21 protein-coding genes are annotated in these 23562 nt (G+C 56.8%); 11 read left to right on the top strand and 10 right to left on the bottom strand.

The window, feature by feature from the left end; translation table 11 throughout:
* Positions 1–6 precede the first annotated feature (6 nt).
* Positions 7–399: a hypothetical protein gene (locus tag ABNF92_RS02255; protein ID WP_069184660.1), complete on the top strand. Its 393-nt coding sequence runs from the start codon at positions 7–9 to the stop codon at positions 397–399.
* 68 nt (positions 400–467) lie between these two features.
* Here the strand turns inward: ABNF92_RS02255 and ABNF92_RS02260 are convergent, their stop codons facing one another.
* The 6 genes from ABNF92_RS02260 to ABNF92_RS02285 form a co-directional block, all read right to left on the bottom strand.
* Positions 468–1190, bottom strand: coding sequence for an amino acid ABC transporter ATP-binding protein (locus ABNF92_RS02260; protein ID WP_069184659.1), 723 nt, complete (start codon positions 1188–1190; stop codon positions 468–470).
* Entirely contained in the window at positions 1187–1840 is a 654-nt protein-coding gene (locus ABNF92_RS02265; RefSeq protein WP_069184658.1) for an amino acid ABC transporter permease, read from the bottom strand. Before ABNF92_RS02265 ends, ABNF92_RS02260 begins: the two co-directional genes overlap by 4 nt.
* A complete protein-coding gene (locus ABNF92_RS02270; protein WP_069184657.1) occupies positions 1840–2505 on the bottom strand; it encodes an amino acid ABC transporter permease in 666 nt (221 codons plus the stop codon). The genes ABNF92_RS02265 and ABNF92_RS02270 overlap by 1 nt, the downstream gene beginning before the upstream one ends.
* Positions 2506–2658: 153 nt before the next feature.
* Entirely contained in the window at positions 2659–3477 is an 819-nt protein-coding gene (locus ABNF92_RS02275; RefSeq protein WP_136632295.1) for a transporter substrate-binding domain-containing protein, read from the bottom strand.
* A gap of 309 nt (positions 3478–3786) precedes the next feature.
* Positions 3787–6369 (bottom strand): FtsX-like permease family protein, encoded by a 2583-nt coding sequence (locus tag ABNF92_RS02280; protein WP_349343325.1) that lies wholly within the window; start codon positions 6367–6369, stop codon positions 3787–3789.
* Entirely contained in the window at positions 6359–7012 is a 654-nt protein-coding gene (locus tag ABNF92_RS02285) for an ABC transporter ATP-binding protein (RefSeq protein ID WP_174805057.1), read from the bottom strand. Before ABNF92_RS02285 ends, ABNF92_RS02280 begins: the two co-directional genes overlap by 11 nt.
* A 166-nt stretch (positions 7013–7178) precedes the next feature.
* Here ABNF92_RS02285 and ABNF92_RS02290 point away from each other — a divergent pair, with 166 nt between their 5' ends.
* Together ABNF92_RS02290 and ABNF92_RS02295 are read left to right on the top strand one after the other, a co-directional pair.
* Complete coding sequence (locus tag ABNF92_RS02290; RefSeq protein ID WP_349343326.1) at positions 7179–8375, top strand: CoA transferase; 1197 nt, start codon at positions 7179–7181, stop codon at positions 8373–8375.
* A 39-nt stretch (positions 8376–8414) separates the two neighbouring features.
* On the top strand, positions 8415–9326 hold the full coding sequence (locus ABNF92_RS02295) for a histone deacetylase (RefSeq protein WP_349343327.1): 912 nt from the start codon (positions 8415–8417) through the stop codon (positions 9324–9326).
* Between the two features lie 23 nt (positions 9327–9349).
* On the opposite strand, the gene ABNF92_RS02300 is transcribed toward ABNF92_RS02295, so the two are convergent.
* Both ABNF92_RS02300 and ABNF92_RS02305 read right to left on the bottom strand, forming a co-directional pair.
* Positions 9350–10453: a histone deacetylase gene (locus ABNF92_RS02300; RefSeq protein WP_069184652.1), complete on the bottom strand. Its 1104-nt coding sequence runs from the start codon at positions 10451–10453 to the stop codon at positions 9350–9352.
* Between the two features lie 25 nt (positions 10454–10478).
* A complete protein-coding gene (locus ABNF92_RS02305) occupies positions 10479–11012 on the bottom strand; it encodes a GNAT family N-acetyltransferase (RefSeq protein ID WP_222464308.1) in 534 nt (177 codons plus the stop codon).
* A 263-nt stretch (positions 11013–11275) separates the two neighbouring features.
* On the opposite strand from ABNF92_RS02305, the gene ABNF92_RS02310 reads away from it, so the two are divergent.
* The 3 genes from ABNF92_RS02310 to ABNF92_RS02320 all read left to right on the top strand — a co-directional run bounded on the left by ABNF92_RS02310 (position 11276) and on the right by ABNF92_RS02320 (position 15272).
* Positions 11276–12403, top strand: coding sequence for a hypothetical protein (locus ABNF92_RS02310; RefSeq protein WP_349343328.1), 1128 nt, complete (start codon positions 11276–11278; stop codon positions 12401–12403).
* A 13-nt stretch (positions 12404–12416) separates the two neighbouring features.
* On the top strand, positions 12417–13082 hold the full coding sequence (locus tag ABNF92_RS02315) for a DNA-3-methyladenine glycosylase I (RefSeq protein ID WP_349343329.1): 666 nt from the start codon (positions 12417–12419) through the stop codon (positions 13080–13082).
* Between the two features lie 90 nt (positions 13083–13172).
* Positions 13173–15272 carry a TonB-dependent siderophore receptor gene (locus ABNF92_RS02320; protein WP_349343330.1) on the top strand — a complete coding sequence of 700 codons (2100 nt, stop codon included), beginning with the start codon at positions 13173–13175 and terminating at the stop codon, positions 15270–15272.
* A gap of 165 nt (positions 15273–15437) precedes the next feature.
* Here the strand turns inward: ABNF92_RS02320 and ABNF92_RS02325 are convergent, their stop codons facing one another.
* Positions 15438–16349, bottom strand: coding sequence for a pirin family protein (locus ABNF92_RS02325; protein ID WP_349343331.1), 912 nt, complete (start codon positions 16347–16349; stop codon positions 15438–15440).
* A gap of 158 nt (positions 16350–16507) precedes the next feature.
* Here ABNF92_RS02325 and ABNF92_RS02330 point away from each other — a divergent pair, with 158 nt between their 5' ends.
* The 5 genes from ABNF92_RS02330 to ABNF92_RS02350 all read left to right on the top strand — a co-directional run bounded on the left by ABNF92_RS02330 (position 16508) and on the right by ABNF92_RS02350 (position 22121).
* On the top strand, positions 16508–17527 hold the full coding sequence (locus ABNF92_RS02330; protein ID WP_349343332.1) for a sodium:calcium antiporter: 1020 nt from the start codon (positions 16508–16510) through the stop codon (positions 17525–17527).
* Between the two features lie 14 nt (positions 17528–17541).
* The gene (locus ABNF92_RS02335; RefSeq protein ID WP_349343333.1) at positions 17542–18237 is read left to right on the top strand and encodes an aspartate/glutamate racemase family protein; all 696 of its coding nucleotides are present in this window, start codon (positions 17542–17544) and stop codon (positions 18235–18237) included.
* A gap of 93 nt (positions 18238–18330) precedes the next feature.
* Positions 18331–20517 carry an OsmC domain/YcaO domain-containing protein gene (locus tag ABNF92_RS02340; RefSeq protein ID WP_349343334.1) on the top strand — a complete coding sequence of 729 codons (2187 nt, stop codon included), beginning with the start codon at positions 18331–18333 and terminating at the stop codon, positions 20515–20517.
* A gap of 89 nt (positions 20518–20606) precedes the next feature.
* Positions 20607–21080, top strand: a complete 474-nt coding sequence (locus tag ABNF92_RS02345) for a hypothetical protein (protein WP_291907667.1) — start codon at positions 20607–20609, stop codon at positions 21078–21080.
* A gap of 72 nt (positions 21081–21152) precedes the next feature.
* Positions 21153–22121 (top strand): surface lipoprotein assembly modifier, encoded by a 969-nt coding sequence (locus ABNF92_RS02350; protein ID WP_349343335.1) that lies wholly within the window; start codon positions 21153–21155, stop codon positions 22119–22121.
* A 10-nt stretch (positions 22122–22131) separates the two neighbouring features.
* Here the strand turns inward: ABNF92_RS02350 and ABNF92_RS02355 are convergent, their stop codons facing one another.
* A complete protein-coding gene (locus ABNF92_RS02355; protein WP_349343336.1) occupies positions 22132–23454 on the bottom strand; it encodes a S8 family serine peptidase in 1323 nt (440 codons plus the stop codon).
* Positions 23455–23562: the final 108 nt, after the last annotated feature.

Genomic DNA, 23562 nt, shown 5'->3' on the forward strand with positions numbered 1-23562 from the left:
CACTCAATGATCAAATCCACTGCCCTGGCCGCCCTGCTTGTTGTATTGGTGGCATTCCTGGGTTTTCAGTATTACATCACGTCAGTACCCGACCTTGCGGAGCCTATTTCAGTTGAGGAAAGCCGGTTCATTGAACGGGACAACTCACTTCTGGTAACACTGCAGGGCCATGAGGGCCGCCATTTCACCCTGGGCCTGCGGGGCGACATTGCGAACGCGCCGGAAGAAACCGCGCTGTTCTTTATCCGCAATCCGGATCTGGTGCCATATGTTTACTGGCCAGGACTCCGCAGTAACGATGAGAAACGGGTGTTGGAATTACTCGAGGATATGATGGAAAAGGAGGGGCAGGACGACGCGATATCGCAAATTTATGAGGTTCTGAAAAACCGGAACTGACACGTAAAAATGGCTGGGGAAGCGGGTCCAAAAACTCCCCCAACCAGCACCACGTCTGTGGCGACTTTTTAGCGCACCTTCGAGAGGAACTTCTGAGTGAGCGGGTTTTGCGGATCGGTAATCACCTGCCTGGCTTCACCAATCTCCGCAATCACGCCCTGATGGAAGTAGGCCACCCGGTCGGACACATCCCGCGCAAAGCCCATTTCATGGGTTACGCAGATCATGGTCATGCCCTCTTCCGCCAACAGGCGAAGGGTATCGAGAACCTCGCCCACCAGCTCCGGATCGAGCGCAGAGGTTACCTCGTCCAGCAGCATGTAGTCGGGCTTCATGGCCAAGGCACGGGCAATGGCCAGGCGCTGCTGCTGACCACCGGACATCTTGGTTGGGTACACATCCAGCTTGTCACCCAGGCCAACGTGCTCCAGTTCCTTTTTGGCAATCTCGATCGCTTCTTCCTTGCTCATTTTTTTGACGATTCTGGGGGCCAGCGCCGCATTCTCCAGTACCGTCATGTGGGGAAAGGAATTCCACTGCTGAAACACCATGCCCAGTTTCTGGCGCAGCTTGTCCTTGTTGGTGGACTTGGCATGCACATCCACATCATCAACCAGAATCTTGCCGCTGTTGATGGTCTCGATGGCGTTGATGCAGTACAGCAGAGTCGACTTGCCGCTACCGGAGCCCCCGATAACGCTCACCACTTCGCCTTTCTGCACGTCCAGGCTCACGCCTTTGAGCACTTCAAGATCACCGAAGGATTTATGGACATTCTGTACACTGATCATATTGCCATTTTCCTCTCAACGTACCGGCCGTAGTGGGAAAGCGGGTACGAAATAATGAAGTAGAAGATACCAACACCTATGAGAATCTCGAGCGGTTGCTGGGTTCTTGAAATAAGTTGTTCTGACGTGCGCAGCAATTCCATGTAACCGATCACCGACACCAGCGCCGAGTCCTTGATAACGCTGAGCGAAACACCCAGCCAGGACGGGAACACCGCGCGCAGGCCGATGGGCAAGCGGATGTGGTAGATGGTTTGCCACTTGGTCATGCCCAGTGAGCGCGCCGCTGTCTGCATTGAGGGGCTGACACTCTCGAAGCCTCCGCGGAACACCTCGGCCATAAACGCCATGGTGTAAAGCGAAAGCACAATGGAGCCCGCAACAAACGGCGCCAGGGGGTTGCCCATTGCGCCAACGAAGGTTGAGAACAGAATCAGCTGGATGATCAGCGGCACACTCCGGAGCACGTCCAGAACGCCCCCGAACACCACATTGACCACCTTGTTGCTCTCGGAGCGGATGAAGCCGACCACCAGACCCAACAGGGTACCCACGACGATGGCCACAACAGAGATGATGACGGTGTTCCAGACACCGGTCAGGATCAGCCCGCTATCGCTCCAGGAAAGGGGTGTGAATAAGGAATTCATCAGATTTCCCCCTTGAACAGTCGACGGGCAAGCAGCGATGACCCGAACAACACCAGCTTTGTGATGATGAAGTACATAACCGCCGCCACGATGAAGAACTCCAGCGTTCTGAACGACAGTGACTGCAGTCTCTGAGTTGTGCCGGAGAGTTCACTCATACCCACCAGAATCCCCAGAGAGCTCATCAGAATCGACCAGACAAACTGGTTGGTCATCGGGTGATAGATGCGCCTCAGCATCTGCGGAAGGATGATATAGCGATACGACTGGATGCTGGTCATACCCAGGGACTTGGAGGCGCTGTACTGGGTGCTGGGAATCGACTGGAAGCCACCCCGGAAAGTCTCCGTGAGGTAGCCCGCGTTGATGAAGACCAGTGCACTCAGCACGGCCACATACGGGCTCAGGTGAATCCCGAACGCACCAAGGCCGAAATAGGCCATGTAGATCTGAAACAGTGCCGGCGTATTCCGGGCAATTTCGACCCACACCGTAGCAACCTGGCTGAAGAACTTAGTGTTGTTCATTTTGGCGATCGCCAACAGTATTGCGATCACAATGCCCAGAAGCATGGCTAGAACGGATACGTGCAAGGTAACGAAAGCACCGTTCAGCAGCTGGGGCATGTTCTGGAATACAACGTTCCAGTGAAATTCGTAGTCCATACCTTGGCCATTTAATGAATGGTAGGAAACTCGACCACTGCCCTCGAAACAGAGCTGCGATCAGAATTTTGGGGCAGCGCGCCGCTGAATGAGCGCCTGACCCGGGAACCAATGCAATAACGGCCGCCTGTCTGGCGGCCGTCGCTTCGGCGCTTACTTGTTGTCCCGGAGGGACTGGATCAGATCGGCAGGTGCATCGGTGCCGAAGTGCTTGTTGTAAGCTTCGTTCATGTTGCCATCGCGAATCTGGCGAACCAGGAACAGGTTCAGGTAGTTGATCCAGGCCACCTCGTCACGCTTGGCGATAATGCCAACAACGTCGTCGTAGTTGGGCACGTAGGGACCTGCTTCAAAGTCCGCAAACTCTTCGCTACGCAGCTTGGTTGCGATGTTCGTGTTGGTTGAAATGATCGCGTCCACCTTGCCCTGGTACAGACCCAGGTAGGCGTCGTTTTCAGACTTGAACGAGGTGTAGTTGTCCTTGCCCCAGCCCTGCTGCTCAGCGTAGGCCAGGTACTCGGTTTCGTAGGTAGTACCGAGTGCTGCACCAACCTTCAGGTTCTTAAGGTCATCGAAGGATTCAATGTTCTTGTCCTCGTTCGCAATAACCTGGAATTTGAAAACGAAGTACGGGTAGGTGAAGCCGACGGTTTTGGCACGTTCCAGCGTATCGGAAGTGGAACCGATAACAACGTCGGTTTTACCGGAGACCAGAGATGGGATCCGCTCGCCCCAGGTGAGGTTGAGAACGTTAACGTCGACGCCGAGCGCTTCGCCCAGGTCGTTACAGTAATCCACGTCGAAGCCAGCCGGCTCGTTGTTCTCGTCAAAGTACCCCATGGGTGGGAAGTCCAGAACCACGCCACAGTTCAGAGTGCCACGTTGAATCACGGTGTCCAGCTGGTCTGCTGTGGCGTTCACGGAGGTGACTGCAGCACAAGCGAATACCAGCGGTGCAAGTTTGCGAATCATAGTTTTTCTCTCTTTTTCTTTTGTGGACGATAAGTGTGTGTCTGTTATGCGTACACAACACGAGTTATGTGCAAAAAGCATACGTAAAAATACTACCGTAGATGTTTTAGTGAAAATTTTTGAAATTTGCCATTTGGTAGGCAATTTTCCTTAATTTTCTCAATATAACCGGATTTTTTGAGCCTGCAACTCATGATGCCGGCCAAAAAACGAACAAACGGCATTTTTTGGCGATCTTAAGTATATAATTTAAATAACTTTTCCTCCTCATTTACCTAAAAGACGAATTTATTGCGTCAGCAAGACGTTTTAACTGTCTCTGAGCAACACAGCAGGATTCAGCCGCATTGCCTTGAGCGTGGGCAGGAGTCCACCCAACAGCGCCAGAGAGCTGACAACACCCGCAACCAGCGCCCCAACCCACCACAGATCACCTGCAGGCAGCTTCAGGGCGAGGTCAGCTACGGGTAAGGCAATTAACGCGCCAAGCCCTGTGGCGAAGACCGTTGCCAGAACAGTCAGCAAGCCGGTTTCAAGCAACATGGATTGCCTGATGGCCCCATGTCGGGCGCCAAGGCAGTGCAACAGGTTCGCCTCATAGAGCTGCCGCCTGCGACTCACACTGACCACGCTGGAAAGCACCAGCAAACTGGCAAGAAGGCTTACGGAGGCGACCGCCGCAAGCCCCGCGGCAGCCTTGTTCAGCAGGTCCCCGGCCGTTTCGAGCCAGTCTGCCGTCCGCAGCGTGATCACGTTGGGGATGTTCTGTGCCAACCATTGCTGGGATTCCTTGGCCGCCTCGTCGCTCTGATAAACCGCGCCTACATACAGACTGATCAGGTCGTCCAGCGCCCCTTCCTGCAATATCCCCTCAAACCAGAATCGTGTCTGGAGTCCTTTTTGCCGGTAGATTGCACGGATTTCGACATTGATGCTCTTATCCTGTGCAGTAAAGGTGAGCTGATCGCCTACCCCCAGGCCAAGCTGATACGCCTCCCGATCCTCCATGGCCATGTAGGCAGGCTCGCCTTCAGGGGCCGGCGACGTCCACCAGTTTCCTTCCACCAGTTCGAGAGCTTCTGGGTTGCCGGAGAGATAGCTCAGTTTGTATTCATCCCCCATGGCTTCCCGCCTGGCTTCGGCGTTGTCGGCAAGCACCTCGGCAATCGGCCGCTGGTTGATGGTGGCAAGCCGGGAACGGACCATCGGGAGCAGCTCCACGCGGCTGGAGCTGTCCAGGGCTTCCAGCTCTGTTCGCAGCGGTTCCATCTGGTCCGGGAACACCTCGTACAGAATCAGCGCCGGTGACTCTTCCGGTATCGTGGTTTCCAGAGCCCGCATGAGCGTAGTGACCATCAGCGTACAAGCCACCACCAACGTGAGAGCGGTACCCAGAGAAAGCAGCGTGGCCCGCAGGGGAGAATCCGGCCTGTGAAGGTTGGCCAGGGCCAGACGCCGGGCAAACCTGCGATCAGCGAAGCCGCCGTTTTCCAGGGCCTTTGCACCGCGGCGCAATCCCTTGATCAAACCCTCCAGGAGCCCCCAGAGCCCGATTACCGCCAGCAGGAACAGGAATCCCAGATGGGGCGACGGAAGCAAGAGGAGCGTCGCGCCTATGTAGACTGCCAGCAAAAGGTAACTGGCAATCCGCCAACTGCGGGGTTCATTCGGGGCGGCCTGAACCTGCCCTCGAAAAAGCCCCGCTGGTGCAGCAGCCAGAGCACGCGCCAGAGCCGGCAGAGCGAACACATAGGCGGTCAGCACGGCAAACAACCAGCTCAGTAGTAAGGGGGTGATCCACAAGGACAACCAGCCTCCCGCCCCGTCTGGCCCCGTCAGCGCGAAGGCATCCCCCGCCACGCCAATTGCCAGGGCGGACAGCCCCAGTCCGATGCCGCCCCCAACAAGCCCGGCCAGGCTACCCAGAATGCCAATCTGCAGCAGGTATATGCCCACTAGCGGTTTTCGGCGAAGGCCCAATGTTTGCAGCGTGGCAATGGTGCCCAGCTTTTCATCAAGGTAGGCGTGAATGCTGTTGGCAACGCCGAGGCCGCCAATGAACAAGGTGGTGAAAGCAATAAGGATCAGCGCTGTAGCAATCTGGTCCAGCCGCTCGGAGATTCGCTCGCTGCGCTCGGCGAAGGTTGTGATTTCCCATCGGGCGTCCGGGAATGCCTGCTCGAATAGCTCAAGCCAGGTGTCGAGATTCTGCTCGGTCTGCACCCGGTATTCGTAATCCACACGGCTACCCGGGCGGATTAATCCGGTTGCCTCAACCGCCGGTTCAGAAATCATGATCGGCAGGCCACGCCAGTTGGCATTCAGGCTCCGATCAGGTTGTTTCTCGATAAGACCGCTGATTCGAAAGGTGGCTGCGCCGATCTCGATCTGGTCGCCAACAGACTGACCAAGGCGTTCTGCCAGCAGTGGATCGATGATGGCGCCCCACTGCCCTTGTTTCCGGGCCGTCAGATCCTGCAGGGATTCATCAGGAACCAGTTCCAGTTCGCCGTAGAGGGGATACAGAGCATCCGGGACCAGTATCTCGGCCCGAAAAAATCCGTCACCGCCGCTGCCACTCACGATGGTATCGAATTCCCGGACCAGCGAAATGTTGCCGGTGGCCCGAATCCACTCGAGCACTTCATCCGGCAGGGGCTCGCTGGTATCCAGCTCTACATCACCGCCCAACAACGCCCGGGTATCCGCCAGCAGGCTCTGTTCGATCACCCGGTAAAGGCTGGCTGTCGCAGCTACCAGGGTGACGCCCAGAATAAGACAGGCCAGGAAGACCTTCAGCGCAGAGATCCGCGATCGCAGATCGGTGATCGCGAACCTGATCATCCATAGCGGGCTCGTGGAACGGGGTTGGCGAGGGCTTTCACGATTCATAAAGACGACCACCATCCATTCGAACCCGATGCTGGCATCGCTCGGCAACGCGCTCGTCGTGCGTTACCAGCACCAGCGTGGATTTGCTCTCCTTGTGAAGATCGAATAACAGGGAAAGGACTTTCTCGCCGGTTTCATGGTCCAGGTTGCCCGTTGGCTCATCCCCCAGCAGCAGGCTCGGCTGGTGCACCAGCGCCCTGGCAATCGCGACACGTTGCTGCTCTCCCCCAGACAGCTGCCCCGGGTAATGCTGCAGACGATGGCTGAGGCCAACCGCCTCCAGCATGGCAAGCGCCCGTTCCCGGGGTCGTTCCTCGCCGGCAATTTCAAGCGGCAGACTGACATTCCCCAGGGCCGTCAGGCCCGGCAACAGGTGAAAGGACTGGAAAATAATGCCAAGGTGCTCACTTCGCCAGTCCGCCAGGGTGTTGGCATCCATCTCGCCCAGGCGCTGATCGCCCACAAAGATCTCGCCACTGGTCGGGCGCTGCAAGCCGGAAAGCAGAAGAAGCAGCGAGGTTTTCCCGCTGCCAGAGGGTCCGGTGATTGCCAGTGTTTCTCCGGGGGGCACCATGAGAGAGGCATTTTTGAGTACAGCGACCTTGCCGGATTCGGTGGGGTACTCGAGAAAAATTTCACTCATTTCGACGCTGGTGGACACTGGCGCTCCTCTGGTTTGATGAATTTTCTTCTCTGTTGCGTATCAACAACTATTCAGATGCAGCATAAAGTCTAGAGTACGAACCCTTTTTCCGAGTGGTGCACTCTCGTCTGGGAGCGCCCTCAGAACAAAACAGGAGCTCTTTTCCATGACCGGACCGCTCGACGGAATCCGCATTATCGATCTGACCGCCATGATCTCCGGACCGCTGGCTACCATGATGTTGGCGGATCAGGGAGCCGAGGTCATCAAGGTTGAAAACCCAGCCGGCGGCGACTTCACTCGCTCCGCCGCCAACCGGCAGGGGGACATGTCGGCGCTGTATCTGAACAACAACCGTAACAAGAAGTCGGTGGCATTAAATCTGAAAGAGCAGCAAGGCCGAGATGCACTGCTTCGCCTGGTGGCAACGGCCGATGTCTTTGTGCAGAACTTCCGACCGGGAGTCATAGAGAGGATGGGGCTTGGTGAGGAGCAACTCCGCAAGGTGGCTCCGAACCTCATCGTGATATCGATCAGTGGGTTTGGTGATACCGGCCCGTATTCCCAGCGACCGGTATACGACCCGCTGATTCAGGGCCTCTCGGGATTGGCCACCGTGCAGGCAGGCGCGGATGAGCTGCGCCCGCAACTGGTGAGAACGATTCTTCCAGACAAACTCACCGGTGTGACCGCCGCCCAGGCGATCACCGCGGCACTGTTCGCCCGGGAACGCACGGGCGAGGCTCAGCATGTGCGGTTATCCATGCTGGACGCGATCATCGCGTTTTTGTGGAGCTCCGATATGGGCAGCCAGACCTTCGTTCACAGCGAAGTGCCACAACAGGAAGCAGCAAGTCTTCAGGACCTGATTTACGAGACCACGACGGGCTACATCACCATTGCGGTTCAGAGCGACCGGGAGTGGCAAGCCCTCATTCGTGCTCTGAACCGCCCGGAGTGGGCGGAGGATCCTCGCTTCATGACAGCCAAGCTGCGCCAGGAGAATATTGATGCGAGGCTGGAGCTGATCCAGTCGGTTATAAAAACCGATACGGCCGAACACTGGTTGGCGAAACTGGAAGCCGAACAAGTGCCCTGCGCCCCGGTGTTAACCCGAACTCAAGTGCTGGACCATCCTCAGGTCGAGGCGAACGGCCTGCTCTCAAACTATGATCACCCACAGGCTGGGCGGCTCCGTCAGGCCCGGGCACCTTCACGCTTCTCGGCGACACCAGAGCAACAGTGGCAAGGGGCACCACGGCTGGGCGAGCAAACCACCGAACTGTTGGCAGAATGCGGGTATTCCAGCAAGGAGATCCAAGCACTGTGCGATTCAGGTATCGCAGCGGTACCCGCCGAATAACGTTCTGACGCAGTAAATACACCGCTCCCGGACGATCCAATGCCCGTACCCGTGGTTCACCATCCAGACTACAGCTTCCCGTTTCCGGCCAAACACCGTTTCCCTATGGAAAAGTTCGGACTTCTTGCTGACTACGCTCGCGAGCGGGGGCTTCTGACTCAAGCCAACGGCTTCCGCCCTGCCCCGTGTAGACAGGCGTGGCTGACCCGGACCCACTGCCCGGATTACCTTGCCCGGTTCGCCGGCGATCAACTCTCGGCAAGGGAGAAACGTCAGATGAACCTGCCCTGGAGCAAGGGCCTCGTTCGACGCACGTTCCTGGCCCCTTCCGGCACGGTTTTGACTGCCCAGTTGGCCCTTCAGCATGGCATTGCCTGTCATCTGGCCGGTGGCACTCATCATGCCCATTACGATTACGCTGCCGGCTTTTGCATCCTCAACGATCTGGCGATCGCCGCCAATGTGCTGTTGCAGCAGGATGGCGTTAATCGTGTGCTTATCTTCGATGTGGATGTACACCAGGGTGATGGCACCGCTGCCTTGTTGGCCAATGAGCCAAATGCCTTTACCTGCTCGATTCACTGTGAGCGTAACTACCCTTTCGAGAAAAAAATAAGTGACCTCGATGTCGCCCTGCCGGATGGCCTTGAGGATGAGCCCTACCTGGAAGTTGTCAGCGAGACGCTACAGGGAGCGCTTGTGCAATCCCGTCCAGACATCGTGCTGTACGATGCAGGAGTCGATGTTTTCAGGGATGATCCCCTCGGCAGGCTGAGTATTTCCGAGGAGGGAATTTTCGAGCGGGATTTTCAGGTGCTCATTGAATTAAAACGGCGGGGCATTCCAGTGGCAACGGTCATTGGCGGCGGCTACGACGATGATCGGTGGAAACTGGCACAGCGACATGGAATTGTTGCGGAAGCCGCACACAAAGTATTTTCAGCGGGGTGAAAGTCTGTCCCTTTTGAAAAAAATCAGTCTTCGTCACTGAAAGCAGACCGATGGAACTCGGCTGCTTCCTCGGCCTCTGGCACGCCGATTTCATGAACTTCCGGCACCTCCCCTCCTGCCAGCACTTCGAGTACGGCGTGCACACCCCTGGACAGCGAACTCAGGCTGTAACCACCTTCCAGGACCAGCGCCAAGCGACCATCGCAGTGTTTGTCGGCAATAGCCTGGACAATGCCAGTGAGCACTTTGAAGCCATCGTAGGTGAGGTTCAGGGCCATGTCGTTTCGGTGCGGATCAAAGCCCGCAGAGACCAGTACCAGATCCGGTTTAAAGTAATCGGCCGCCGGCATCAGAATCTCCCGGAACACTTTCTCGAAAGCGACGTCGCCCGCGGTTTCCGGCAGGGGAACATTGATGGTGTAGCCTTCCCCGAGGCCATCACCGATCTCTTCCAGGTGGCCAGAGCCGGGATAAAAAGGCGCCGCGCAGTGGGTATCGAAAAACAGCACGTCGGGGTCGGCCCAGAAGATGTCCTGGGTGCCGTTGCCGTGGTGGGCGTCCCAGTCAATGATCAGGATTTTTTCACAACCCAGTTTGGCCTGGGCATGGGCCGCGGCTATGGCAACGTTGTTGAGCAGGCAGAATCCCCGGGCCCGGACCGGTTCAGCATGGTGGCCGGGGGGCCGAATCAGGGCGAAGGCGCTTTCACATTCCCCTTTAACCACACTTTCAACAGCGGCAATGGCGTTGCCTGCGGCAGCGGTGGCCGCTTTGATGCTATCGGGCGATACAGCCGTTGTGTCTTTATCAAGCCAGGCCCGTTTTCCGTCCAATGAGAATATGTGATCAAGGTAGGATGTTGTATGTACCCGAGCCAGCTGATCATAGGTAGCGGCAGGTGCGCCAGACCTGAACTGAACGCCGTCAACCGGGTTTTCGTCAAGATACTCCTTGATGGCGCTTATTCGGCCCGGGTGCTCCGGATAGCTCCACTTGAAGTCCAGCCCCTGAAGAATGGAGCGCACACGCTTCTCCACCCGGCTGGGCATAAACGGTAGATCCACCTCAGGGTTGTGCCCGAGCATGATCTCATCGTAAAACACATTTACAGTGCGATCGCCGATCATGGCCTGTTTCCTTTTCTTGTCCTTGTCATTCCGCCAGCGCCTGCTTCACCACCGACGTGAATGCCGCCGCGCGCACCCCGGTCGGTTTGAACCCCAGTTTGGTCCAGGCGGCCTTGGCTTCCTTGTTGGACGCAGAGTATTCGAGGATCAGCTCTGAGGCATGGTGTTCCTCCGCGAACGTCACCAGGTCGCGCAGCAATGCCTTCAGGATACCAAGCCCCCGGAATTCCGGTTCAACCCAGATATCATCAATAACACCAGACTTGAATTCTGTCGGTTCCGACTGCTCCCAGATGCCCTGGCTTCTCCAGATATAAACATAACCCATGCCCACCAGACCCGCGCTTTTACTTTCGGCCACGATCAATCGTCTGTGGGGATCGTCCAGAGAGGAATGCAGAGTTCTCAGAAGTCGTTTGTATTCATTTTCTTTCAAATCGTGGGGAGGAGCGCCCGAGACATGCAGCGCCAACTTGGCGAGGAAGCCAACCATCTGGGGCAGATCGTCTTCCCGCGCCTCTCTGATCAAAAACCTACGCTTCGTCTGCTTTCCAGCCACGCGCCTCTCCTGCCAGACCACAGTGCAGAGCAACCCACGAGAAACCGGGAAAGATCTGCATTTCCGGTCGTATACATATGAGCTAACCTTCAAAGCTTAGTCGCTGGTTGATCCGGCTACAAAAGCAGAGTTCTTGAAACTTTCCTTGGAATCATCCCCGCTGCAGGTTAGCTTCAGTGAAAACCTGAGTTGAATTGCACAGAGATTTCCATGAGGCATGCTTACTGGAACCAGATCGGTCATGTGAGTATTCAGGTCAACCGATGATGAGAAAACTTCTGCTGATACTGGGGCTTGCAACGGTCATTGCACTGACAGCCACTGTCAGTTCGCGCCCCATGCTGATTGAAGAACGGCTGATCCAGATCCAGGCGGAAGATACCCTCACGGAGTTCCCTCGTATCGAATCGGAACCTCTTGAAGTGCAGGCCGCATTGCTGGATATGGCGGATGATGAGCTTCTTCTACTGAAGGCCCGCGCGGCCTATTTACGATACCCGGAGATGACCCGAGAGATCTTGCCAATTTACGGGCCGGAGCCGGAATTTCGCGACATTCTCAGGCTTTATGGCGAAAACGTCCTTCCGCCGATCCACTATTTCCTGAGCAACCCGATTGGCTCCATCGAGCTGATGAACGACTTGGCCGCTCGATACCGGGCGGCTGTGGAATTTTTTTCCGGTGACGAAAAAACCGACACCGATACCGCCGGCCAGCAAAAACGTCCCGTGAAGGAAAAGCTGACCCGGGAAGAGCGCGGCTGGTATGCCGTGCGCTTCATCCAGGAGGAGGGGCATGATTTTCTGGGTCAATTCGTGCTGAACGATCAGGGCGACATCATCTGGGTTCGAACGGAACGGGTGCTGGAGAATATCAACCAGTTTTTCGCCAGCGGCATTCGTAACCTGGAGATTCAGTACCGCACAGGTGAGGACGTGTCCGCCGCTGACGTTGGCTGGGCATCGGTGGATGTTCTGGTTTTTGCCAGCGCGCTGAAAGTGCTGCGGGCAGGACGTGCAGTTGCGGTTTCTTCAAGAAGCGCCGCCGCGGGTACCCGCTCTGCCGCCCTTGGCGCACGACTTGCCAACAGCGGCCGCATGTTGATGGCAACCGCCCGCTACGCAAAATGGCCCGCCGTGGTTGGCGTAGGGTACCTGGTCGTCACGAACCCGAGTATTATCAATGACCTTCTGGCTGAGATGTCCGAAATACTGGGTTACCCAACAAAGCTGGTGCAGTTTTTCGGTTGGCTGCTGCTGATGCTGCCCCTGTTGTACATCGGCAGCTGGGTATTCCGATTGATTGTGCGTCCCACACTCGGATTGCTCGGCACCCTGATCAATGGCCTTGCACACATTGGCCGGAGAAAATCCTTCAACAGACTGGACTGATTCAGAGACCGTTATGCCCTTTTCCCGCATCTACGAACAGTCCGTTCTTCAAAAAGGCGCCGAGAGCGAAGTTCGCGCACGGCTGCCCAAGGTGGCCCAACCCGGCGAGCTGGAAGCTCTGGGTGACGACCGATACCTGTCGGAAATCACCCGGTGCATCTTCAAGGCAGGTTTCGTCTGGCGGGTGATCGAGAACAAATGGCCGAAGTTTGAGGAAGCGTTCGAGGGGTTCGTTCCCCTTTACTGGCAACAGGTTTCTCCCGAGGTACTTGAACAGTTGGCCAGCGATGAGCGGATCGTACGAAACGCCCAGAAAATTCAGACCGTGCCCGAGAATGCCCGGATGATTGTGGATACCGCCCGGGAACACGGCAGCTTCGGCAAGTTTCTGGCCAACTGGCCACGTAGTGACCAGGCAGGCCTGCTTATCTGGTTAAAACGCAACGGAGCCCGGCTTGGCGGCAACAGCGCCCAGTATTTTCTGCGCCGCGTGGGCTGGGACGGCTTTATTCTTTCCCGCGATGTGATTGCTGCGCTGCACCGCGAGGAGGTGCTGGATGCCTCGCCGACCAGCAAGAAGGGGCTGATGCAGGCGCAGGAAGTCTTTAACCGCTGGCACGAAGAGAGCGGCCTGCCGTACAGCCATATCTCAAGAATTCTGTCTTTTACTGTGGACTGAACCGGGCAAGCAAAAAGACATCAGTTCTTGTAACTTTAATAATAATTGTTATCATTCGCTTCAGCATTAACAACAGAGGCGTAAACACCCATGAAAGCCCCAAGCTCCCGGCGCTGCAGTTTCGTCGCGTTCGCTTCCCTGCTCGGCGCCAGTTCCCTGGCCAATGCACAATCCCAGGCCGATGAAACCACCACACTCGAGGCACTCGATGTGGTATCCGACGCCATTACTGCTCCCGACTACATGCCCCTGGAGAAGACACCAGCCGTTGGCAAGCTCAATGTTCCGGTAGAAGAGCAACCCTATTCAGTCTCCATCGTTGATCGCGGATTCATCGAAGATTCCGGGGCCAAGAACATTCAGGATGCCCTGCTTTATACACCCGGCGTAAATGCAGGAAACTTTGGCTTTGATACCCGAATTGATTCCGCAAAGGTGCGCGGGGTCGACGCAGGCCGCTATCTCGATGGCCTGCGCCAGATCTACGGTTCGTACAACACCGTTCGCTCCAATGTTTACGCCCTGGAGAGCATCGAAGTGCTCAAAGGCCCGTCGTCCATGCTTTATGGCCAGAGCGATCTTGGCGGCATCATCAACGGGGTATCCAAGCTCCCGGAGGATGAGCAGGCCGGTGAAATCTGGGCCCAGTACGGTACCTTCAATCGCAGGCAACTGGCAGTGGACGTGACCGGCCCGGTCAACGAAAGCGGTGATTTGCTGTACCGCCTCATCGCACTTGGGCGCGACAGCGACACCCAGGTGGATTATGTGGAAGACGACGGCTACGTACTCTCCCCTTCCCTGACCTGGCGGGCCAGCGATGACACGAGCGTTACTCTGCTGCTGAACCGTCAGGAGAACAAAGGCCAGGTATCCGCCCAGTTCCTGCCGCAGGCCGGCACCCTGGAACCCGGCTCGCAGGGCTTTATCGGTTCCGAGCGGTTCGTTGGTGAGCCAGGCTGGGATCGCTATGACCGCGAGAAAACCGAAGCTACCCTGTTTGTCGATCATCAGCTGAATTCCAACTGGGCGATGTCTGCCACGGCACGTTACACCCGTTCCAGCACCGAGAATCGCGAGCACTGGATCACGATTCCCAGTATTCCAGATGCCAATGGCGAGGTGCCCCGCACCATTTACACGGCAGACGCTGAAACCCAAATTTTCAACATGGATGCTCGCCTGGAAGGCGACGTTGAGCTTGGCATGACCCGCCATCGCCTGATCATCGGTGCCGACCGCCAGGATGCCCTGTGGGAACAGGACAACTACTTCTACGGCTACGGCCTTGGAGGCACCTTCGATGTGTATGATCCGCAGTACGGCAACCTGAACGACGGTGTTATCAACCCGTCAGACCGCCCGGACAACGAGATCGAACAAATCGGTCTGTACGTCGCCGACCACATCGAAATCGGGCCAGTCGTTGTATCCGCCGGCCTCCGCCACGACTGGGCCGAGAACCGCCGGTTGGCCGTGTCCGGATCAGACACCGTCAGTGATGAAGAGGAAACCACCGGTCGCGCAGGTTTGATGTACCGGTTTGATAACGGAATTTCTCCGTATATCAGCTACGCAGAAGCCTTCAGCCTGAATCTGGGCACCGACGGCACGGCCGCGGGAAATACCCTTAAGCCGACCACTGGCGATCAGCAGGAAGCGGGTGTGAAGTACGTTTCCCCGGACCAGTCCCTGGGCATCACCGCTGCTTACTTCGACATCACTCAGGAGAACCGGGTCAGCGACGGCAGCACCCCCGGCGGTGTCGAACAGACCGGCGCGGTGATCGATGGCTGGGAACTGCAGGTAAACAAGCGCTGGCAGCGTTTCGAAACCCAACTGGCCTACACCGATATGAACGCAAAGGACGACGCCTCCGGCAACCGTCTGCCCTATGTAGCCGAACGCCAGGCCTCCTGGTGGAACCAGCTCTACATCGCCAGCAACTGGCGGTTTGGAGCCGGGGTTCGCTATGTGGGTGACAACGTTGGCTCAGGCGGCGGGCCCGTTGTTCCCTCCGTTACCCTCTACGACGCCATGATTGGTTATACCTGGCAAAACTGGGATTTCACTATAGACGCCAAGAACCTGGCCGATGAAGAGTACATCACCTGGTGCCGCTCTGAGGGCGCAGACTGCGGCTACGGCGAGCGGCGCACTGTGAATGCCAACGCCAAGTATCGTTTCTGATACGTCAACCTGACATCTCTGATCGCCGCAGCCTGAACTTTGCTGTGGCGATCAACTCTTCTTTTTCTTCTTCTTTTTGGCCTTCTCGTACAACTCACGCAATGCCGTGGGATTTCTCCCTTTACCCGAGCCATGAGACTCCAGGATACGTGTCCAGATAGCCTGCTAGTAAGGAATGAACTCTTCCTCATCACCCACCACTTTTTCAAAACGACCGGCTCGCCAGTCTTCCCTTGCCTGGTCAATGCGGGCTTTGCTGGACGAGACAAAGTTCCACTCAATAAACCGCTTCCCCAGCGGCTCACCGCCAATGACAGCAATACGGGAATCCTCCGTGGCGGTGATGGCAACACCGGGCTCACTCGAAAAGACCGTCATGCTATGGGTAGGAAGTTCGGAGCCATGGGCTTGGAGGGCCCCACTCGCTATGTAAACCGCCCGCTCAGGCGCCTCGGGTAATGTCAGAGTCTGGCCGGCTTCGAGGGTGGCTTCCAGATACAGGGTTTTGCAGAACTGGGGCACGGGCGACGTTACTCCATAGGCACTGCCGATCATAACTCGCACCGGCACGCCGTCGATTTCCAATGAAGGGATATCATCGTTGGAATAATGGTGGAACGCTGGCGCTGTTTCCTCGTCGGTTTCCGGTAAGGCCAGCCAAAGCTGGAGACCGTGCAACCGGTGGTCAGTGGCCGTTATCTCGGGGCGCTCCCGCTCGGAATGGGCGATACCGCTGCCCGCCACCATAAGGTTGATATCTCCGGGCCGGATGGGCTGGCAGCTACCCACCGAGTCCCGATGCAGTATCTCACCCTCGAACAGAAAGGTTACCGTGGCGAGGCCGATGTGCGGATGAGGCAGCACGTTGATGCCCTGGCCCGCCGGGAAGTCCGCCGGTCCCATTTCATCAAAAAATATCCAGGGCCCGACCATTTTTCGCTTTGCGGTTGGCAACAGACGGCGGACAGAAAAACCTCCCAGATCGGCTACCCTGGGGCTCAAGATCGTCTCAATAGCGCTGCACGGCGCATCGGCTGAATCACAGCTCTGTTCAACAGATTCCATAAGATTGCTCATGCATCGCTCCCGTGTGTTCTGAACCTGGTACCTGATCTTTCTGAATCTATTATAGAAGCCCGAATTTCTTTCTGGGCGCCGATAATCCCTCTGGCCATTCCCCAACCGCTATAGTTACCTTGAGCAACCCAACCAATCACAACAGGCTGGAGCCTTGAGTGTTTCCATCACTGACTACCGGCATCATCGCTTTTGCCATCGCATCCGTTGTTATTGTGACAGCCGGCAGCCGACTCGCGCGGGTAGCCGATGAACTGGCTGATCGCACGGGTCTGGGAGAGGCATTGTTCGGCATCTTTTTGCTGGCGGGCGTGACATCACTGCCCGACTTCGCCGCCACGCTCAGCGCGGCCATGGATTCAAGGCCGGATCTTGCCATGAGCAATGTGATGGGCTGTATGGCGGCGAACCTTGTGTTTCTGGGCATTGCCGACATCATGTACCGCAAAGCGAACCTGGAGCACGCGGCCGCATCCTCAACCAATCTGATGCTCGCTGCGTTGTTGATTGTCTTGCTGGCCTTGCCACTACTGGCCATTGCCAGCCCACCGGTTTCACTCTGGGGAATACACCCAATCACACCCGTGATTACGGCGGCGTATCTGTTCGGGCTTCACCTGGTTCGCAAAACAGACAGTAAACCCATGTGGTTTCCCCGACTGACCCGCCAGACCGTTCCCGACAAGCCTGGCCATTACCTTCGCGGCGGCCTTGTCCAGGCCTGGATCACTTTCATCATTCTGGCAGCCATTACAGGCGTCGCCGGATGGATACTGATGGAAGGGGCCAAAGTGATCAGCGACGAAACGGGCCTGTCTGATACCCTGATTGGCGGCCTGTTTACCGCGCTGACAACTTCCTCACCCGAGCTGGTCACCACGATTGCCGCTATCCGCAGAAACGCGCTGACGCTGGCAGTGAGCAACATTTTCGGCACCAACTGTTTTAACATGCTGGTGATCGCGTCAGCCGATGTCGGCTACCCTGGCGGCTCCATCTATCACGACATAACCCCGATACAAATGACCTGGGGGCTGGTAAGCATTCTAATGACAGCCACACTGCTGATGGGGATGGTCCGACGCCAACGCTACGGAATTGGCAAGATCGGGTTTGAAAGTGCCCTGATGCTTTCGGTCTATGCCGTGGCACTGATCATTGTGACGGTCAGCGGATAATACGGAGATTAATCATGAAAACCATTGGCCTTCTCGGCGGCATGAGCTGGGAATCCACGCAGACCTACTACCGCCTGCTCAATGAAGGCGTGAAGACTCGGCTGGGCGGCCTGCATTCTGCGAAGATAGTGCTCTACAGCGTCGATTTCGCCGACATTGAAGCGCTTCAGCACAAGGGAGACTGGGGAGCCACTGCCCGAATCCTCTCGGATGCGGCGTTATCAGTCCAGAAGGCAGGTGCCGATTTCCTGATGATCGGTACCAACACCATGCACAAGGTTGCTCCGGAGATTGAACAGGCGATAGGGATTCCATTGCTGCACATCGCGGATGCCACCGCGCAGGTACTGAAGAAAGATGGTGCGACCCGAGTAGGACTGCTGGGCACACGGTTTACCATGGAGCAGGCGTTCTACAGGCAACGACTGGAGGCTGCCGGTATCGACGTCCTCACCCCGAATGAAAGCCAGCGGGATGAGGTGCACCGTGTTATCTACGAAGAGCTCTGCCAGGGCAAGATCAAGCCTGACTCGCGCCATACCTACCTGGATATCGTTTCATCGCTTTCCGGGCGCGGGGCCCAGGCAGTGATTCTCGGCTGCACCGAGATCGGATTGCTGATCAGCCAGGCCGACACCGAGGTTCCGCTCTACGACACCACGGAAATTCACGCGGCCCAGGCGGTCGAACTGGCATTGGCCCATCCGTAGAAGACCGACCAAGACGAACGCGGGCAAAAACTGGATAATGGCCGCCATTAGAAGCCATGGCGCGCCAAATTCTCCGATCCAGGACTCTGTGTAATGGAAATCAACGTCAACTTTCTCGAGAACCTCAGACTTGAAGCCAAGTTTGACGATTTCACGGTCGTAACGGACCAGCCCATTCGCTACAAGGGCGACGGCTCGGCGCCCAGCCCGTTCGATTACTTCCTGGCCTCGTCGGCACTCTGTGCGGCTTACTTCGTTCGGGTTTACTGTCTCGCCCGGGACATTCCCACCGAAAATATCCGCCTGTCCCAGAACAACATCGTGGACCCGGAAAATCGATACAACCAGATCTTCAAGATTTCCGTGGAGCTGCCAGAGGATATCTCTGAAAAAGACCGGCAGGGCATTCTGCGCTCGATCGATCGCTGCACCGTGAAAAAAGTAGTCCAGACCGGCCCCACCTTCGAGATTGAAACTGTCGAGAACCTGGACGCCGACGCCCAGGCACTGCTGATGACTCAGCCGGAAGGCGGCAGCCAGACCTTTATCGAAGGCAAGGACCTGCCCCTGGAGCAAACCATCGCCAATATGACCGGCATCCTCGAGGAGCTGGGCATGAAGATCGAGATCGCGTCCTGGCGGAACATCGTGCCGCACGTCTGGTCGCTGCACATTCGCGACGCGGCCTCACCGATGTGCTTTACCAATGGCAAGGGTGCCACCAAGGAAAGCGCCCTTTGCTCTGCCCTGGGCGAGTTCATCGAACGGCTCAGCTGCAACTTCTTCTACAACGACCAGTTCTTTGGCGAGGAAATCGCCAACAGCGAGTTCGTCCATTACCCGAACGAAAAATGGTTCAAGCCCGGGCCGTCCGACGAACTGCCCGACGGCATCCTGGATGACCACTGTCTTGCCATCTACAACCCGGACGGCGAGCTTCGTGGCTCCAATCTGATCGACACCAACTCTGGCAGAGCCGACCGGGGCATTGTCTCCCTGCCCTACGTGCGAAAATCCGACGGCGAGACGGTGTATTTCCCGTCCAACCTGATCGAAAACCTGTTTCTCAGCAACGGCATGAGTGCCGGCAATACGCTGAACGAAGCGCAGGTTCAGTGCCTGTCGGAAATCTTTGAGCGCGCCGTCAAAAAGCAGATCATCGAAGAGGAAATCGCTCTGCCGGACGTACCCCGGGAGGTTCTTGAAAAATACCCCGACATCCTGGAAGGCATTGAAGCGCTGGAGGCCCAGGGCTTCCCGACTCTGGTCAAAGATGCTTCCCTGGGCGGCCAGTTCCCGGTGATGTGCGTGACGCTCATGAACCCGCGCACTGGCGGCGTGTTTGCGTCCTTTGGCGCGCACCCGAACTTTGAAGTGGCTCTGGAGCGAAGCCTCACTGAGCTTCTGCAGGGGCGCAGCTTCGAGGGTCTCAACGACGTGCCGCCGCCGACCTTCAACAGCCTGGCCGTCACCGAACCGAACAACTTTGTGGAGCACTTCATCGACTCCACCGGCGTTGTGTCCTGGCGCTTCTTCAGCGCGAAATCCGACTATGAGTTTGTCGAGTGGGATTTCTCCGGCACCAACGCGGAGGAAGCGGAGTGTCTGTTCGGTATCCTCCGGGACCTGGGCAAGGAAGTGTATGTCGCGGTTTATGAGGAACTGGGCGCGCCGGTGTGCCGGATTCTGGTTCCCGGGTACTCAGAGGTGTACCCGGTGGAAGACCTGATCATGGACAACACCAACATGGCTCTGGACTACCGGGAAGACATCCTCAACCTGCACCGTCTGGACGAGGAGCAACTGGCCGATCTGGTGGAGCGACTGGAAGCCAGCCAGTTGGACAACTACATGACCATCATCACCCTGATTGGCGTGGAGTTTGATGAAAACACCGTCTGGGGTCAGCTCACCATCCTTGAGCTGAAGATCCTGATCTGCCTTGCCCTGCAGTGGCATGAAGAAGCGCTAGAGTTCGTCGACATGTTCCTTCAGTTCAACGACAACACCGTTGAGCGGGGCCTCTTCTACAGGGCGATGTACGCAGCGTTGGAGGTCACCCTGGATGACGAAATGGAGATGGACGACTACATCACCAACTTCACTCGCATGTTCGGCGAGAAAACCATGGAAGCCGTTGTTGGCTCAATAGACGGCACAGTCCGTTTCCATGGTCTTGAACCAACCAACATGCAGCTGGAAGGATTGGAAAAGCACCAGCGGTTGATCGAGAGCTACAAGAAACTGCACGTCGCACGGGCTGCCAAAGCAGGTTTCTAGGAAGTTCTGAATTTTTCTGGAATAAATCCGTTGCTGGTACGTCCTCCTCATGAAAGCCACCCAAAAGGGTAAAACAGGAGGACGTAACCATGAAAAAACACGTACTGACACTCGCAATCTGCTCACTTCTTTCCACCGGCGCCTATGCAGCCGAAGGCGCTGCCGCTGCAAACGCACAGGCTGATGCCAACATGTCGGCCCAAGCCAGCAGCCAGAACGGCGTTTCCGCGCAAGGTGGCGCATCGGCCAACGCGCAAGGCAGCGTAAATGGCAAGGCGGTTAGAGACGAAGCTCGCCAGAACGCCAATCGAGCTGTCAGCGCAGGTGTTGAGGCCGGTCAACAGGTGCGGGGCACGGCCTCGGCAACGGCAAACGTCGCCCGGAATGAAGCCAATGAGCAGGCTGGCAAGGCAAAAGATGAGATGAACAAGACTCGCAACGCCGAAATCCGTGCTGAAACCCATCAACAAATCGGTACGTCTGTGTCCGATAGCGTCAGGAGCGAGGTTCAGAATTCCGTCGGGAGCACTGTAAAAGGCTCCGCCAGCGGCGGGATGCTCTGAACCGATAGCCGAATCTGAATCGCCGGGCCTCTTTTGGCCCGGCTCTTTTTTCAGCTGAGGAGAAACACGCTGATGAACTTCACGCGATCTCTACAGTACGGCGTTACCGCGCTGGGTCTCTCGGCCTCTATGTGTTTTGCGGACGCCGCCGAACAAGCGACTTTAAATGGACACCTGTCAGCCGGCGTTGAACACGACAGCAATGTCTCAGTGGACGACCTGAACGCCTCATCGGAACAGAGTGATCAGGCCTGGGTTTTTGACGCCGGCCTGGAAGGGGTGCTGAAGCCTGCCGAGCGACTGAACCTTACCCTCGGATACTCCCTCTCTGGCAGTCGGTATCGGGAGCTTGGTCAATTCGACCAGGACATTCACCTACTCTCCGCCGATCTGAGTTACGATTTTGATCCGGTAACCATTGGTACGAGCTACCATTATTCCCACTCGGTTTTAGGCTCAGAGCCCTTTCTCGATTTCCACAGGGCAAGCGCTTATCTCGGCAGCCTCATTGATGATGATGTTTACCTGCTTGCGAGCCTGCAGGAAAAGCGTAAGGACTACGAGGAGAGCGAGGCGCGCGATTCGGACATCCGGGGCGCAAGCCTCGATTCGTTTTTCTTCTTTAACAACGCCAGGAGTCATTTCGTAATCGGCGTAGACTACGACAAGGAGGATGCCGAAGCGGAATCCTTCGACAATGACCTCTGGCGAGTGCGGGCGACGTTGCTCAACCGCTTTTTGCTGGGAGGAGAGGATAATCGGATTAGTCTTGGCTGGCGATATGAAACACGGGACTACGACCAAACAGCGGTTTCTTCTTCTAGCTCGTTTCTCGACAACCCTTTCACCGGGGATTTTATCGACACGTCAGCCAGTCGTCGGGCCGAGCAGGCTAATGTTTTCGAAGCCAGTTGGCGAATTGGTCTGAACGGGACTTTCAGCGTCGAGCCCTCTGTGTCTCATGGTATTTACCAGGGCACCGAGGACTCCACCGACTACAGCCGAACCATTGCCGGCCTGACACTCAGGGCAGATTTCTGAGGCGGGCAAGTCAATACGGCAGGAAACCGAAACCAAAAAGACTGTCCCGACCAGGTTCACCGAGGTCCTGAGCCTGGTCTATCAAAGCCTCAACGGCCTTCTGTGGATTACTGCCATTGGCTTCACAGGCCAAGGCAGCTGCAACAACAGGAGCGGCCAGTGAAGTGCCACTCTCCGTCGCCAGGCCTCCCTCCGGGTCAGGAACGCTAACCGCAACACCATGGGCTGCGAACATCACGTGTTCTCCGCGACTTGCCCATCGGTAGAGCTCACCTGTGCGGGAGGTTGCGGTAACGCCAATCACTTCAGAATACGCCGCCGGGAACAGCGGTGACGCGGCGGGCCCCTCATTGCCAACCGCAGCAACCAACAACGTACCCTGATTGGCAAGTCGTCTGACCGCCGCTCCCAGTAGCCGGTTATCGGCACCGGTAAGGCTGATATTGATCACCGATGGTTCCTGTGTCGCCAGCCAGTCCAAACCCTTCAGCAAATGCACGAGCGTGGCTCCGGAGAGATTGTCTGTCCGCGAGTAAAAAACCGAGGCGTTAAAAAGGGTCGCGCCCGGCAGCCTTGCCTCCCCTTCGCTACCCTGCCTGCCAACCAACTGGCCCGCGACCGCTGTACCATGTTGTTTTACAGGAGCCAGTTCACCGCGACTCCCTTCCAGCGACAAAAAACGTTGTTCGACTATACGGGCTGCACCAAAAGCGGGGTGTTCCGTTGCCACGGACGTGTCGATCATTCCTATTTTGACCGGCTCCTCACACAGGCTTACACCCGATCGAACGGCAGGCACTTCCGAAGAATCGGATGGACCTGTCCGCGGGCTGTATACGTGGTTGCGGTCCAGGCTGTCGGCCAGGTCCGGCAAGAGCTTGCGAAGACTCTCGTATGAATCCAGGTCCGGACGAACCCGAAATCTGGCCACGATCATGCCAAGCCCGGATAAGGTTGTACGTTCCAGAACGGTGATCCCCGGATGGTCCAGGCGATTGATGTCCTCCGGCGTACCGGTCACCAGCCATTGCCTCTCTACAGCCCTGAAGCCATCCTCCTGTACGACTTCATTAAACGCTTTTTGCCCTGATACTGTGTAGACAGGAAGGCTATCCGGAAGCGACTCGACGACACTCCGGAGTTTCTGAGCCTGCTGCTCTGCTCGACGAGTCGCTGCCCGCTCCACCAGCCGCTCGGCGTTTCGCTCCACCTGTCGGGTAATACCGCTCGCCGGGTTGTTAATGAGTCCGTCCGCAGTGAGCGCGGTCGCAGATGACGGCGCCCACCACATGACCACAGCTGACAGAATCGACAATTTAAAAAGCGGCTTCATGGTTACCGTCCAAATTCTGGATTGTTTCACTTACTCTAACGGCCTGAACTGGAAAAAATTCCCTGACGCATGGAATAAAACGCGGGCCGGATCGTCTTCCCCATACAC

The organism is Marinobacter sp. MMG032 (assembly GCF_040112695.1).
GTDB lineage: Bacteria > Pseudomonadota > Gammaproteobacteria > Pseudomonadales > Oleiphilaceae > Marinobacter > Marinobacter salsuginis.